This is a genomic window from Leisingera daeponensis DSM 23529 (genome assembly GCF_000473145.1).
In the GTDB taxonomy this organism is placed as follows: Bacteria; Pseudomonadota; Alphaproteobacteria; order Rhodobacterales; family Rhodobacteraceae; genus Leisingera; species Leisingera daeponensis.
On the sequence record NZ_KI421500.1, the window covers coordinates 135,713 to 148,256 of the forward strand.

The following is a 12,544-nucleotide window of genomic DNA, read 5'->3' on the forward strand; positions in this document are numbered from 1 at the left end:
CTTAGACTTTGATATTGGTCAGCATGCGCATGACAAAGAGGTTGGCCGTCAGCATCACGCCAACCGTGAAACAGGCGGGAATGAACCAGGGGTGATCCAGCACCTTGTCATAATAGTTGGGGTCCTTCACCAGGATGCCAGCCAGACAGAACAGCGGGAAGCCTGACAGAAACTTGCCCGACCATTGCGCCTCTGCGGTGATGGCCTTCACCCGGCGGAACAGGCGGAAGCGGGCGCGGATCACCTTGGCCAGGCCTGCCAGCACTTCGGCCAGGTTGCCGCCCGACTGCTGCTGGATCGTCACCGCGACCGCAAGGAAGCGCATGTCCTGCATGTCCAGCCGCTCCGCCATTTCCTTGAGCGCTTCGCCGATATCGCGGCCATAGGCGCATTCATCGGAGATGATGCCGAATTCGGTGGCCAGCGGGTCCTCGACCTCGTTGGCGACGATCTGCACGGCAGAGGTGAACGGGTGGCCGACACGCAGGGAGCGCACCATCAGCTCTACCGCGTCGGGCAGCTGCTCCTCGATCATCGCCATACGTTTGGCGGCCTTCTTGTTGACCCAGAAGAACACCGCGCCGACACCGATGATGACGGACCCGAGAATGCGGACGGGCAGGGGGGCGGAGGTGCCGATGCTGAGGCCGACGAAGGCCAGCGCGGCCAGCCCGGCCATGATCAGGATCAGCTGTTTCGGTGAAAAGGCGATGGCCGCCTTCTGCGCCCGTTCCGACAGCAGCGAGTACAGCGGGATCGACTGCGATTTTGCGTGCTGGCCCAGTTCCTTGCGCAGCTGCTCCAGCACCTGCTCGCGGTTGCTGCCCTTCTCCATCATCTCCAGCCGGCGGTTGACCCGGCTGTTGAGGCTGATGGATTTGCCGAAGGTGAACAGATACAGGCCCTCGACCAGGGCCAGCACCCCGAAGAAGATCAGGCCGTAGATAAGCGGTTCCGCACTCAGCTGCATCAGCGCTTCTCCATCACGGTGGGTTCATAGATCGAGGGCGGAAGGTCGTACCCCCACAGGCGGAAACGCTCGGAATAGTGGCTGCGCACTCCGGTGGCGGTGAAGTGGCCGATGATCTTGTTGTCCGGGGTCAGGCCGACGCGCTGGAAGCGGAAGATTTCCTGCATCGAGATCACGTCGCCTTCCATCCCGGTGATTTCGGTGATCGAGGTCATCCGGCGGGAGCCGTCCTGCAGGCGGGAGGCCTGCACGATCAGGTTCACAGCCGACGCAATCTGGCTGCGCACCGCCTTGATCGGCATCTCGATCCCCGCCATGGCGATCATGTTTTCCAGACGGGAAATGCCGTCGCGGGCGGAGTTGGCGTGGATCGTCGTCATCGAGCCGTCGTGGCCGGTGTTCATGGCCTGCAGCATGTCGATCACTTCCTCGCCGCGGGTTTCGCCGACGATGATGCGGTCGGGCCGCATCCGCAGTGCGTTCTTCAGACAGTCGCGCGGGGACACCTCGCCCTTGCCTTCCACGTTGGGCGGGCGGCTTTCCATCCGGCCCACATGGGTCTGCTGCAGTTGAAGTTCCGCGGTGTCCTCGATGGTGAGGATGCGTTCGGAGTTGTCGATGAAGGACGACAGGGCGTTGAGCGTCGTGGTTTTGCCGGAGCCGGTACCGCCGGAGACGATCACGTTCAGGCGGGTGGAGACGGCGGCTTGCAGATAGGCCGCCATTTCCTCGGTGAAGGCGCCGAACTGCACCAGGTCGTCGATGCCCAGCTTGTCCTTCTTGAACTTCCGGATCGACACCAGCGAGCCGTCCACCGCAATCGGCGGCACCATCGCGTTGAAGCGCGAGCCGTCGGCGAGGCGGGCGTCCACGTAAGGGTTGGATTCATCGACCCGGCGTCCCACGGCAGAGACGATCTTATCGATGATCCGCATCAGGTGCTTCTCATCCTTGAAGGTGATGTCGGAAAGCTGAAGCTTGCCGCTGCGTTCGACAAAGATCTGATGCGGGCCGTTCACCAGGATATCGCTGATCGATTCATCCTGCAGCAGCGTCTCCAGAGGGCCCAGGCCCGTGACCTCGTCATACAGCTCCTTGTTGAGCTGCTGGCGGTCCTCGCGGTTCAGGACGATGCTTTTCTCGGCCAGGATCTCCGTGGCGATGGTGGCAATCTCGGAGCGCAGTTCCGCTTCGCCGGCGCGTTCCAGGGCAGCCAGGTTCAGGTTCTCCAGCAGCTCCCGGTGCAGCTGGACCTTGATTTCGCTCAGACGCTCCTTGCGCTTGCGCTCCTTGTCCATCGGCTGCGCCTCAGCCGCCTTGCGCTGCACCGGGCGGCGCAGGCTGGCGGCAGGGGCGGCAGCGGCAGCGGGTGCTGCAAGCGGTTCAGGTGCCGGCGCGGCAGGTTTCGGCGCTTGTTTCTTATACTTGGAAAACATCAACTCACCCCCAATTCAGGCCGTTCAGGCGGCTTCTGCTTCACTGCGGCCCAGCGCATGCAGCGAGGCCGCAAGCTTGGCGATTTCCTTGCGCAAGGGATTCTTTGCTGCCGACACAGCCAGCGGCAGCCCGTGGTCGCAGCTTTGCAGCACCTGCTTGCCGCCGTCGGGCAATTGCAGGTCGATCGAGATGCTCAGGGATTCGGCCATCCGCTTGACCCGGCTTTTGCCGGCAAGATCGGTGAACTTGGGCGCCCGGTTCAGCGCAAAGCGCAGCTTTTCGAACGGCAGGTCCTCCGACTGCAGGGCGCGTTTCATGCGCAGCGCGTTCTGGGCCGAGCGCATGTCCAGCTCAATCAGGGCGAAATAGACATGCGCCGTGGTCAGCACGGTTTCGGACCACTGAACCAGCGTGTGCGGCATGTCGATGACGACAAAATCAAAGTGGCTGCGCGCCATTTCGATCACCCGGGTGATGTCCTCGGGCGACAGGAGGTCCAGCGGCACCATCTCCAGCGGGGCGGTCAGAACCTGCAGCTTCTCCTGGAACGGCAGCAGTGACTGGCCGAACAGTTCCTCGTCCATGCTTTCGGACTCGCTCAGCATTTCCATCACCACCTCGCGGCGGGGCAGGTCCAGATAAGTGGAAACCGAACCATGCTGCAGGTCCAGATCCAGCAGGCAGACGCTGGGCTCCTCCTGCTCGCTGAGCGCGGCAAGCTCCCACGCCAGGTTCACCGCCATCGTGGTCGAGCCGGTGCCGCCGGCCAGCCCGTGGCAGACGATCACCGCGCCTTCACGCTGGCTGCCGGATTGCAGCTGATGCGGCTTTTGCGCCGCTGGCGGCGGCGGTGCCTGCAGCCGTTCAATGGCGGCCTGCAGCTCCTGCTCGGGCAGCGGGTAGGGGACAAACTCATCCGCGCCCTGCCGCAACAGCGTGTGCAGCGCGGCCGGGGTGACGTCTTCTGCAATCAGAATGACCTTGATGCCGCGCGCCTTGGCCTGGGTGATGATCTCCCCCATCAGCGGCAGATCCCCCTCGTCGGCGCTGTCGATGGCCAGAGCAACAAATTGCAGCGGCTCCGCCTCGGTCTGACCAAAGAACGCCAGCGCCTCGGTGAAGCCCAGATCGCCCCAGGCCTCTCCCAGCGAGGCTTCCATATCCTCGATCAGAAGGTCGAAGTTCTGCACATCGCGGCTGATTGTGCAGGCAACAATTGCTGGTGTTTCCGTTTGCGGCATACCGCTGCTCATCGCCATCATCCTTGTTCACATGGGCGGAACCGGGCCATGGGCACAGTCCGCCTCTTGGAAACAATGTCGGTGGCAATCTAGGCGATATTGGGGCCAAAAATCCCCAAATGTGGGGAATTGTTACTACTTCGTAACCGGCCGGCCGCGCGGCGGGTTTATTGCAGGGTGCGCTCCAGCGACTTCTGCTGGGTCAGGGTTGTGGCCGGAACCGCGCTCTCCAGATACTCGCGGTAGATGATCTGGGCGTACTTGCCGTCCAGCACCGACTGGTGGTTCTTGAGGAAGCCGCTCACCTCGGTGACGGTGCGGCGGTTGCGGCGCTCGCGTTCCGGCGTCGGGATCAGCGGCTGGGTTTCCCCGTGCGAGATCACCGCTTCCAGGCGGCTGCGGCTGATGCCGCGGGAAACCAGGTAATTCACAGCCGCCCGGGCCCGGCGCAGGCCAAGCGCGCGGTTGTAGGCGTCGCTGCCGACCGCATCGGTGTGGCCGAAGACGCGGAACCGCACCTCGGGGAACTGCCGGATCCAATGCGCCTGCTGGTCCAGCACCGCGCGGGCGGACTGATCCAGCTGCGCGCTGTCAAAGTCAAAGGTGATGGTGGTCGGCACTTCCTGGGCGAAGCGGCCGGCCAGCTGGATGGTAAAGCTGCGATCGTTGCTCATCACCGCCGCGTTGTTGAGGGTGGCCTCGCCAAAGGTTCCCCCGCGGTTCAGCTCGCGCCCGGCTTCCCGCTCGCAGGCGGCAGCGGTGAGGAGAAGGCCGAGAATTGCGGCGGTTCTGATCATCTGTGCCACTCCCTATCAGTCCAGCACGTAGCCGTAAGATCCGTTGAAATCCTGCTTGGCGACCTCGGCGGCAGGCCCGGCGCGGTTGCGGGACGTGCGCCCGAACAGGAACAGATCCTTCTCGCTGGGCGGTGCCACCCGGTCGGTGGGCAGGGTCAGCGCCTCGCCGCGGGTCGGGGTGACCAGATGGGCGCTGACGATGATCACCAGCTCGGTCTGCTCGCGCTGGTAATCGGCGCTGCGGAACAGCGCGCCCAGCACCGGCACGTCACCCAGCCACGGCAGCTGCGAGGAGTTGTCGAGGAATTCGTCGCGGATCAGCCCGGCAATGGCAAAGCTTTCGCCGTCGCGCATTTCCACCGTGGTGGAGGTCTCGCGGCGGGAGAAGGCGTCGATGGTCAGGCCGCTGAGTTCCAGCGAATTGGTCGGGTCGATGGCGGAAACCGCGGCGTTCAGTTCGAGATTGATCAGGTCGCCGTCAATCACCCGCGGAATGAAGTTCAGCTCAATCCCGAAGGGTTTGAATTCGATGGTGATCACGCCGCCTTCCTGGGCCACCGGCACAGGGTATTCGCCGCCTGCCAGGAACTTCGCTTCCTGACCCGAGAGGGCGGAGAGGTTGGGTTCGGCCAGTGTGCGGACCACGCCCTTCTGCTCCAGCGCTTCCAGCAGCAGGCTGACCTGAACGGAGCCTGCGTTGAAGCCGAACAGGAAGGCGCCGGTGTTTTCGTTGGCGGCGGGGATGTTGCCGGCCAGAGAGTTGGCCAGCGCGCCGGAGGTGTTCAGGGTGTTGTAACCGCCGGTGCGGCCGTTGCCGGTGCCGCCGTTGAAGCCCAGCGAGGCGCTGAGCGATTTCGAGACAGAGCGCTGCATTTCGGCAAAGCGGACCTTGAGCATCACCTGCTGCACGCCGCCCACCGACATCAGGTTGCTGACCCGCTCAGGCGCATAGCGCTCTGCCAGATCCAGCGCCCGCTGCAGCCGGGCCGAGCTGGACACGGTGCCGGACAGCACGATGCCGTCATTGGCGGTGCGCACCTCGATTTTCTCATTGGGCAGGATCTGGCGCAGGCGCTGCTTGAACTCGGTCACGTCGGCGGCCACCCGCACGTCGACGTTGGTGATCAGCCGGCCGGAGCCGTCGAGCAGTGTCAGTGTCGTCAGGCCCGGCGATTTGCCCAGAACATAGATGGTGCGGTCGGACAGCGAGGAGATATCGGCAATGCTGGGGTTGGCGATGCTGAGTTCGGCAAAGGGAATTTCGCTTTCCACCACTACCGCGCGGTTCATCGGAACGTCCAGCGTTGCCGCCGTGCCCTTTTTCACCACCCGCAAAGACTGTGCCCAGGCCCCATCTGCCTGCGGCACGCCAATCAGCGATAGACCCATCAGGGCCGCCGCCACGAACCGTCGAATTGCCATGTGACCTGCCTTTCCGATCACGCCTCAAATCCGGGTCTTTTTGCCCGCTCTTTCGGGCACTGTGGTGCAGATCCCGAAATATTGCAAGAATCAAAGGCTTCGAGGCCTTTCCTGGCAGGGCGCCCATGTGGGGCCTGCGCAACAGGCCAAACAGCCGCTCTTCGCGGGGAAGAAGCGGCTGAATGCGTCAACGGCCTGTGCGGGCACGTATTTTCTAGTTGGCGCACGGGATCGGGATTTCCACAACTTCGGCGCCGCGGCGGGTGCGGATGGTGCAGATCTTTTCCTTTTCCACCTCCTGCGGCGCCTCCAGGGCGCCCAGTCCCAGCAGCGTGCGCTGGTCCACTTCGACCACCGAGGCAATGGTGTCGTCGCCTGCGCCCACCAGGGCCAGCGACAGCCGCCCGGTGGTCTGCGCCTGAGCCAGCGCCGCCACCTGTGCGGGCTTGGCCGCGACAGTAACTGTGCGGGCGATGATGGCCTCGTTGATGTCGCCGCCGGCGCTCTGATCCACGGCGACCAGTTCCACATTGGTTTCGATCAGCCGGGTGACTTCCCCGCGGGAGCCGCCGGCGCCGGGCATCATGCCGGTCCAGTAGACATCGACCTTGTCGCCGGGGCGCAGGAAGCCCGAGACGCCGGAGGACACATCGACCTTGATCGCAAAGGCGCGCATGCCGCGCTGCAGCCGGGAGGTGATGCCGGCATCCTCGCCCGGTGCGGTGACCTTGACGGCCATGACCGCCTCATCCTTCTCCATGGCGCGCAGCACCACCCGCAGCTTGTCGCCGCTTTGCGGGGGGAAGAGTGCGTCCAGGGTGGTATAGGCGCCTTCGGGAATGGCGTTTTCCGGCCAGCGCACGGCGCGCACCGCGTCCTGGGACAGACGCTCGCCGTATTTCAGCGGCTTGGTGGCGACAAACACGTCCACGGTCGGCACCGTCTCGGCGCGGGCGGCGCGCTCGCGTGCCAGTTCATTCTGATAGGCCGAGATATAGTTCTTGGCCATCATCACGGCGCCGCCGGCGAGGGCGACACCGACAATCAGCACTAGTCCGAAAACTGCACGCATTGTGTTACCTCTCATCAACTTAAGCCGGCGTTCCGCAATCGGAACCGGCTGCTGGGTGTCTCATACTGCAACGGGAACCCCGGGCGATGGCCGGGCCAGCGCAGGCGTCTTGAAGGCAGCGGCCGCGAGCCGGTCATTTCTGCCGGTATCAGCCGAACGACCAATTAGACATGAAGGCGGCAATCGCTTGTGCCGCGCCCAGGGCGCCATCTTCCATTGCTGCCGCAATCATTACGGCCATCCCGACGATTGCAGCGCACAGAACAACCCAGTCGACGGAAACCGCACCGTCGTCGCTTGCGATATATAACCGTAACTTCTTCATAATCTGAACCTCGCTGCCTGAACGGTTCCGGAGCGGAGGCGGCACCGGACTGCCCGGTGCCGCCTCAGAAATCAGGCAGTGATCAGGTCGGAGCCTGGGTGCCCAGATAGGAGCCGGTTTTGCTGGTCAGGTCCGACGCGCCGTCTTCGATGGCGGTATAGACAACGCCGCCCAGAGCGGCCACGGCTGCGGTCAGCACAACCCAGTCAACAGTCACGGCACCGGATTCGTCTTTGCGGAAGTTTTTGAAGAATTTGATCATGGCTTGGTCCCTCCAAAGGAAACTGAAATGCTGTATCTGGCCCGCCGGGCGATCTGGCCAGCTCTCTCCTTCTGGCCTGCCCGCCGGTTGATGAGTCTATTAAGCTTCATGAATGGGGCGTTAATTGGGCGTAATACTGAGTTTTCCGCCCTATTGCCGGAAAACCCGGCGGTTCATTTCATACGGAAAAAGCTGAGAAGGCGGCGGGATTTGGGAAGCCCGCAAACGAAACAGGCCGCCCGGAAACGGGCGGCCTGTGACGTGATCGGTTAGACCACTATATGCGATTAGGTCGGAGCCTGGGTGCCCAGATAGGAGCCGGTTTTGCTGGTCAGGTCCGATGCGCCGTCTTCGATGGCGGTGTAGACAACGCCGCCCAGAGCGGCCACGGCTGCGGTCAGCACAACCCAGTCAACAGTCACGGCGCCGGATTCGTCTTTGCGGAAGTTTTTGAAGAATTTGATCATGGCTTGGTCCCTCCAAAGGATCTCAGAATTTGAACTATCCCGCCTTCGCGCCAAGGTCCGCTCTCTCACCTGCTTGACCTCTGTCCGGCTTGGATGAGCTTATATAGCCAGCGCAGCGTGGCAGGATTTGGGCTGAAAGCCGGAAATCGCCGCCCTAATTTTACTTTTTGGCAATGATTGGCGTAACTGAATGATTTTGCTCCGTTAAATTTTCGTTACCAGTCTGCTGCCCGTGGCATTTCCGCGCCAGACGCGGGAAAATATGGCGATTGCGCCAGATTCTGGGGGGCCGAGACTGGTTTTCAACGGCCAATTTCCCGAGTGTCGCCTGGCAGAATCCACTGGCAGGCAAGGAAATGGCAGTCCGTAACGCGATTTTGGCACTGGCGGCCTGTGCCGTGCCCCTGACAGCAGCGGGGCAGGAGGCGCCGCCGCAACCGTTTCCCGAGTTCGAGGCGAAACGGGTGAAACCGCCTGCGCCAGGCACCGGCAAGCGCATCACCGTGCAGATCGAACCGCAGCCGGAGGCCAGGGCGGCTGCGCCGGTTCCGGTGCTGGCAGAGAGTGCAGAGCTGCCCGCCGGGCGGTACGGATGGTTCTGGGACAAGATCTCGCCCGGGCTGGAGGAGAGCGGGCCGGGACGCCTGGACGATGCCCTGCAGGCGCTGGCCGGGGCCAAGGGGCTGGCGGCGCCGCGGTTGCAGCTGATGCAGGAAATCGCCCAGGCCCGCGGTGTGCAGATCCTGACCGAAAGCGCCAGCACCCAGGTTTCGCCTGCCCTGGTGCTGGCCGTGATTGCTGTTGAATCCGCGGGCAAGGCGGATGCAATCAGTTCCGCCGGTGCCCAGGGGCTGATGCAGCTGATGCCGGACACTGCGGCGCGCTTCGGCGTGACGGACTCGCTTGAGGCGCATCAGAACATCTCGGGGGGTATCCGCTATCTCGACTGGCTGATGAAGGAGTTCGGCGGCGACCCGATCCTGGTGCTGGCCGGCTACAACGCGGGCGAGGGTGCCGTGCGCAGCCACAAGGGGGTGCCGCCCTTTGCCGAAACACGGGATTACGTGCCCAAGGTCCTTGCCGCCTATCAGGTGGCCCGGGGCCTGTGCCTGACGCCGCCGCAGCTGATCTCCGACGGCTGCGTGTTCCGGGTGATGAACTAGCCCGTTCCGGCTCAGCCCTCCGCCAGATAGGGCTCAAGCAGCATCCGGGCAGTGTGCCGCGCGTCCCCTGCCGGATCCGGGGTCACCGACATGGCCGACAGAACGATTGCGCCTTCCTTCAACGTCAGAAGCTGCCGCGCGAGACCTGCGGGGTCAGACGCGCCGGCTGATTTGGCCAGGCCGGTAAAATGCTCCAGCAGCATCTGCTTGTGCTCCGTCGACTGCTGGTACACCGGATGCGCCCGGTTCTGGAACTCGGCGCTGGCCTTTATGAACATGCAGCCTGCGAATTCAGCTCTGCCGAACCATTCGCCCAGAGCCGTGAACATCGCAAGCAGCTGCCCGGCGGGTGTGTCCGACAAAGCAGCCATCCGGCTGAACAGCCAAGAGCGGAAGTTCTCGTCCCGCAGGTGCAGCACGGCAACAATCAGGTCGTCCTTGGTGCGGAAATGCTTGTAGATGGAGGTCTTGGAGATGCCGGTCTCCTTGACCAGCATGTCCATTCCCGTTGCGTGGAACCCGCTTCGGTAGAAAACGTCCAGGGCTTTGCTGACCAGTTCGTCTCGCTTGTTGGGGCGCATGATTCGTCCTCGAGTGTACCGTTCGGTACATATTGGCGCCCGGGCGGCCCGGCAAATCAAAACATTTTTTGCTGCAACACAAAGGCGTTAGCGCCAGGCGCCGCCGCGCAGCCGTGGCCGGGCAATAAATCTCTTGATTTAAAGTACCGATCGGTACACCTTGTTTTCGTGAGTTGACAGATCGGTACACTTTGTTAGGGGGCTGGGATGAGACGTCTTTACAAACCGATGGCTTCACCGTTCGGGCCGGTAATTCTGGCGGCATGCATCGCCGCTGCGCTGACGGCACCGGACGCGGACACACGCCCGGACGCGGCGTCCGGAACAGGCGGGCAATTCAGTGCGGGAGGGAGGCAAGTCCTGACTGGGCAGCTGCCCATGCACTGCCCCCGCGGCTGCGCGGGGTCTCACGCATGAAACGGGATATTCTCATGGCGGCGCTGGCCGCTGTTCTTGCCGGCGGCGTTCTGCTGCCGGTGACACTGCCGCGGGCCCCTGCAGGGGCGGTTCCTGTGCAAGCCCCGGACGGCGGCTGAAGCGGATAGGCTGCTTGCGTTGATTCAGACTGCGGCAGTGCAAACCGCTGCAGCGGGCTTGGAGCCACTTGCGGGCACCCGTGCGCCGCATTATCCGGCGGCCGCTGGCGGGCGGCGCATCAGCAGGGACAGCGGGGCCCGAAAGGCCATAGCGGAACATTGCCCGGAAGACGTTCCGCAGCGACCCGATTTGCGAAGATTTTGCGCAAAGGGCCTGCCATCTGCCCCAAGCCGCCGGTATGGTGGCCATAAAGAAAATTTTTTAGCTTAAATTTTTTGGAGAACGGATTTGGATTTGGGATTTAACCCATCGGAAATTGCCGTGGGCGCGCAAAATGTTAGTGGAAAACTCCTGCTGTTTGCCTTGCTGGCGTTCATCGGGTTTTTCGGGCGGCTGGTCTTTTCCGCCTTCGGGCCGCAACTCGCGGAGTTTAACCCGTTCCGGAATTTCTCGGGGTTGGGATTTGTCCTGCTGGCGGCGGCGCTGTTTGCAGGGGCGCTCTACATCTCGGGCAAGCAGACCAAGGCGATGGTTCTGTTCAAAAGCCATCTGGTCGATCCGGTCATCGTCACCGTGCTGGGCCGCGACAGCTGCGATCCGGCGCAGGGCAGCTATTGCGTGGTGGTGTTCGAGGACGGGCGGGAAAAGATCGTCAACTGGCATGACAAGCGCGTTTACATGTGGGAGATCGTCAACCCGCCTGCAGGCGCGGTCTGGCACACGCTGCGGCCCCGGCCGCGGCCGGGGACGGCTGCCGGGGTGTGATCCGCTGTATGACCTGAACGAAAAAGGCCCGCCGGAAGCCGGAGGGCCTTTTCCTCGGATTCGAACCGGGATCAGCCGACGATGGTGGCTTCGGTGGAGCTGCGCAGCTCCTCTTCGCTGACACCCTCGGCCAGCTCGACGATCTTCAGTCCGCCATCGACGACATCCAGAACACCCAGATTGGTGATGATGCGGTCGACCACGCCCTTGCCGGTCAGCGGGAGGGTGCATTCCTTCAGAACTTTGCTCTCGCCGTGCTTGTTGGTGTGGTCCATCACCACGATCACGCGGCCGACGCCGGCAACCAGATCCATGGCGCCGCCCATGCCCTTGACCAGCTTGCCCGGAATCATCCAGTTGGCCAGGTCGCCGTTTTCGGCCACTTCCATCGCGCCTAGGATCGCCGCCGCGATCTTGCCGCCGCGGATCATGCCGAAAGAGGTGGCACTGTCGAAGTAGGAGGTGCGCGCCAGCTCGGTGATGGTCTGCTTGCCCGCGTTGATCAGGTCCGGATCCTCATCGCCCTCATAGGGGAAGGGGCCCATGCCCAGCATGCCGTTCTCCGACTGCAGGGTGATGTCCTTGTCGCCCACGTAGTTCGCCACCAGCGTCGGAATTCCGATGCCGAGGTTCACATACATGCCGTCTTCCAGCTCCTGCGCAGCGCGCTCGGCCATTTGATTGCGGTCCCAAGCCATGGTTCAAGCCTCCTCACGCTTGCGGGTGGTGCGCTGCTCGATGCGCTTCTCGTGCTCGCCCTGGATGATGCGGTGCACGTAGATGCCCGGCAGGTGGATCTGGTCGGGGTCAAGCGCGCCGCGGGGCACGATTTCCTCCACTTCCGCCACGCAGATCTTGCCGCACATTGCGGCGGGCGGGTTGAAGTTGCGGGCGGTCTTGCGGAAGATCAGGTTGCCGGTGTCATCCGCCTTCCAGGCCTTCACGATGGAGAGATCGGCAAAGATGCCCTCCTCCAGGATATAGGTCTCGCCGTTGAAGTCCTTGTGCTCCTTGCCCTCGGCGATCACGGTGCCGACGCCGGTCTTGGTGTAAAAGCCCGGAATGCCGCAGCCGCCGGCGCGCATGCGCTCGGCCAGGGTGCCCTGCGGGTTGAATTCCAGCTCCAGCTCGCCCGACAGGTACTGGCGCATGAATTCCGCGTTCTCGCCCACGTAGGAGGAGATCATCTTCTTCACCTGCTTGGTCTGCAGCAGGATGCCGATGCCGAAATCGTCGACGCCTGCATTGTTGGAGGCAAAGGTCAGGTCCTTGGTGCCCGCGTCCTTGATTGCCTGCAAAAGCAGTTCGGGGATGCCGCAGAGGCCAAAGCCCCCCGCGGCGATCAGCATGCCGTCGTGAAGCAGCCCGTCGAGCGCTTCGGCGGCGTTGGCGTAAACCTTTTTCATGGAGCTCTCCCAACAACTACCGTTTGACAGTGGTTCTGACGCCGGGGCGGGCACAAGTCAACGATACGGAGAAGTTTGCGTATTTCTACGGAGCGGCCG

The 12,544-nt window shown here is 63.1% G+C and carries 15 protein-coding genes; 3 read left to right on the top strand and 12 right to left on the bottom strand.

Going from position 1 to position 12,544, the window contains the following annotated elements; translation table 11 throughout:
• Position 1: 1 nt before the first annotated feature.
• The 8 genes from DAEP_RS0100975 to DAEP_RS0101010 all read right to left on the bottom strand — a co-directional run bounded on the left by DAEP_RS0100975 (position 2) and on the right by DAEP_RS0101010 (position 7,526).
• Positions 2-970, bottom strand: a complete 969-nt coding sequence (locus DAEP_RS0100975) for a type II secretion system F family protein (protein ID WP_008553689.1) — start codon at positions 968-970, stop codon at positions 2-4.
• The gene (locus DAEP_RS0100980; RefSeq protein WP_008557372.1) at positions 970-2,406 is read right to left on the bottom strand and encodes a TadA family conjugal transfer-associated ATPase; all 1,437 of its coding nucleotides are present in this window, start codon (positions 2,404-2,406) and stop codon (positions 970-972) included. The genes DAEP_RS0100975 and DAEP_RS0100980 overlap by 1 nt, the downstream gene beginning before the upstream one ends.
• A gap of 24 nt (positions 2,407-2,430) precedes the next feature.
• Positions 2,431-3,660 (bottom strand): CpaE/TadZ family protein, encoded by a 1,230-nt coding sequence (locus tag DAEP_RS0100985; protein WP_027243358.1) that lies wholly within the window; start codon positions 3,658-3,660, stop codon positions 2,431-2,433.
• Between the two features lie 155 nt (positions 3,661-3,815).
• Entirely contained in the window at positions 3,816-4,445 is a 630-nt protein-coding gene (locus DAEP_RS0100990) for an OmpA family protein (protein ID WP_027243359.1), read from the bottom strand.
• Between the two features lie 15 nt (positions 4,446-4,460).
• Complete coding sequence (locus DAEP_RS0100995; RefSeq protein WP_008556882.1) at positions 4,461-5,867, bottom strand: type II and III secretion system protein family protein; 1,407 nt, start codon at positions 5,865-5,867, stop codon at positions 4,461-4,463.
• A 214-nt stretch (positions 5,868-6,081) separates the two neighbouring features.
• Positions 6,082-6,939, bottom strand: a complete 858-nt coding sequence (cpaB, locus tag DAEP_RS0101000) for a Flp pilus assembly protein CpaB (protein WP_008556768.1) — start codon at positions 6,937-6,939, stop codon at positions 6,082-6,084.
• Between the two features lie 148 nt (positions 6,940-7,087).
• Positions 7,088-7,264, bottom strand: coding sequence for a hypothetical protein (locus DAEP_RS24170; RefSeq protein WP_008555357.1), 177 nt, complete (start codon positions 7,262-7,264; stop codon positions 7,088-7,090).
• Between the two features lie 82 nt (positions 7,265-7,346).
• Positions 7,347-7,526 (bottom strand): Flp family type IVb pilin, encoded by a 180-nt coding sequence (locus tag DAEP_RS0101010; protein WP_027236755.1) that lies wholly within the window; start codon positions 7,524-7,526, stop codon positions 7,347-7,349.
• Between the two features lie 27 nt (positions 7,527-7,553).
• On the opposite strand from DAEP_RS0101010, the gene DAEP_RS23865 reads away from it, so the two are divergent.
• The gene (locus DAEP_RS23865; protein WP_154665016.1) at positions 7,554-7,799 is read left to right on the top strand and encodes a hypothetical protein; all 246 of its coding nucleotides are present in this window, start codon (positions 7,554-7,556) and stop codon (positions 7,797-7,799) included.
• Between the two features lie 14 nt (positions 7,800-7,813).
• Here the strand turns inward: DAEP_RS23865 and DAEP_RS0101015 are convergent, their stop codons facing one another.
• Positions 7,814-7,993, bottom strand: coding sequence for a Flp family type IVb pilin (locus DAEP_RS0101015; RefSeq protein WP_027236755.1), 180 nt, complete (start codon positions 7,991-7,993; stop codon positions 7,814-7,816).
• A 356-nt stretch (positions 7,994-8,349) separates the two neighbouring features.
• Here DAEP_RS0101015 and DAEP_RS0101020 point away from each other — a divergent pair, with 356 nt between their 5' ends.
• Positions 8,350-9,156: a lytic transglycosylase domain-containing protein gene (locus DAEP_RS0101020; protein ID WP_027243360.1), complete on the top strand. Its 807-nt coding sequence runs from the start codon at positions 8,350-8,352 to the stop codon at positions 9,154-9,156.
• A gap of 11 nt (positions 9,157-9,167) precedes the next feature.
• Here the strand turns inward: DAEP_RS0101020 and DAEP_RS0101025 are convergent, their stop codons facing one another.
• Positions 9,168-9,737 (bottom strand): TetR/AcrR family transcriptional regulator, encoded by a 570-nt coding sequence (locus DAEP_RS0101025; RefSeq protein WP_027243361.1) that lies wholly within the window; start codon positions 9,735-9,737, stop codon positions 9,168-9,170.
• An 831-nt stretch (positions 9,738-10,568) separates the two neighbouring features.
• Here DAEP_RS0101025 and DAEP_RS0101035 point away from each other — a divergent pair.
• On the top strand, positions 10,569-11,039 hold the full coding sequence (locus DAEP_RS0101035; protein ID WP_245595043.1) for a hypothetical protein: 471 nt from the start codon (positions 10,569-10,571) through the stop codon (positions 11,037-11,039).
• 71 nt (positions 11,040-11,110) lie between these two features.
• On the opposite strand, the gene DAEP_RS0101040 is transcribed toward DAEP_RS0101035, so the two are convergent.
• Both DAEP_RS0101040 and DAEP_RS0101045 read right to left on the bottom strand, forming a co-directional pair.
• A complete protein-coding gene (locus tag DAEP_RS0101040) occupies positions 11,111-11,737 on the bottom strand; it encodes a CoA transferase subunit B (RefSeq protein WP_008554642.1) in 627 nt (208 codons plus the stop codon).
• Between the two features lie 3 nt (positions 11,738-11,740).
• Positions 11,741-12,445: a CoA transferase subunit A gene (locus DAEP_RS0101045; protein ID WP_027243363.1), complete on the bottom strand. Its 705-nt coding sequence runs from the start codon at positions 12,443-12,445 to the stop codon at positions 11,741-11,743.
• Positions 12,446-12,544: the final 99 nt, after the last annotated feature.

What these genes read in the sequence shown, in the direction of transcription:
- DAEP_RS0101010 (WP_027236755.1), bottom strand. Translation starts at nt 7,526, where the DNA reads ATGATCAAATTCTTCAAAAACTTCCGCAAAGACGAATCCGGTGCCGTG.
- cpaB (WP_008556768.1), bottom strand. Translation starts at nt 6,939, where the DNA reads ATGCGTGCAGTTTTCGGACTAGTGCTGATTGTCGGTGTCGCCCTCGCC.
- DAEP_RS0101025 (WP_027243361.1), bottom strand. Translation starts at nt 9,737, where the DNA reads ATGCGCCCCAACAAGCGAGACGAACTGGTCAGCAAAGCCCTGGACGTT.
- DAEP_RS0101015 (WP_027236755.1), bottom strand. Translation starts at nt 7,993, where the DNA reads ATGATCAAATTCTTCAAAAACTTCCGCAAAGACGAATCCGGCGCCGTG.
- DAEP_RS0100975 (WP_008553689.1), bottom strand. Translation starts at nt 970, where the DNA reads ATGCAGCTGAGTGCGGAACCGCTTATCTACGGCCTGATCTTCTTCGGG.
- DAEP_RS23865 (WP_154665016.1), top strand. Translation starts at nt 7,554, where the DNA reads ATGCTGTATCTGGCCCGCCGGGCGATCTGGCCAGCTCTCTCCTTCTGG.
- DAEP_RS0100990 (WP_027243359.1), bottom strand. Translation starts at nt 4,445, where the DNA reads ATGATCAGAACCGCCGCAATTCTCGGCCTTCTCCTCACCGCTGCCGCC.
- DAEP_RS0101020 (WP_027243360.1), top strand. Translation starts at nt 8,350, where the DNA reads ATGGCAGTCCGTAACGCGATTTTGGCACTGGCGGCCTGTGCCGTGCCC.
- DAEP_RS0101040 (WP_008554642.1), bottom strand. Translation starts at nt 11,737, where the DNA reads ATGGCTTGGGACCGCAATCAAATGGCCGAGCGCGCTGCGCAGGAGCTG.
- DAEP_RS0100985 (WP_027243358.1), bottom strand. Translation starts at nt 3,660, where the DNA reads ATGAGCAGCGGTATGCCGCAAACGGAAACACCAGCAATTGTTGCCTGC.
- DAEP_RS0101045 (WP_027243363.1), bottom strand. Translation starts at nt 12,445, where the DNA reads ATGAAAAAGGTTTACGCCAACGCCGCCGAAGCGCTCGACGGGCTGCTT.
- DAEP_RS0100980 (WP_008557372.1), bottom strand. Translation starts at nt 2,406, where the DNA reads ATGTTTTCCAAGTATAAGAAACAAGCGCCGAAACCTGCCGCGCCGGCA.
- DAEP_RS0100995 (WP_008556882.1), bottom strand. Translation starts at nt 5,867, where the DNA reads ATGGCAATTCGACGGTTCGTGGCGGCGGCCCTGATGGGTCTATCGCTG.
- DAEP_RS24170 (WP_008555357.1), bottom strand. Translation starts at nt 7,264, where the DNA reads ATGAAGAAGTTACGGTTATATATCGCAAGCGACGACGGTGCGGTTTCC.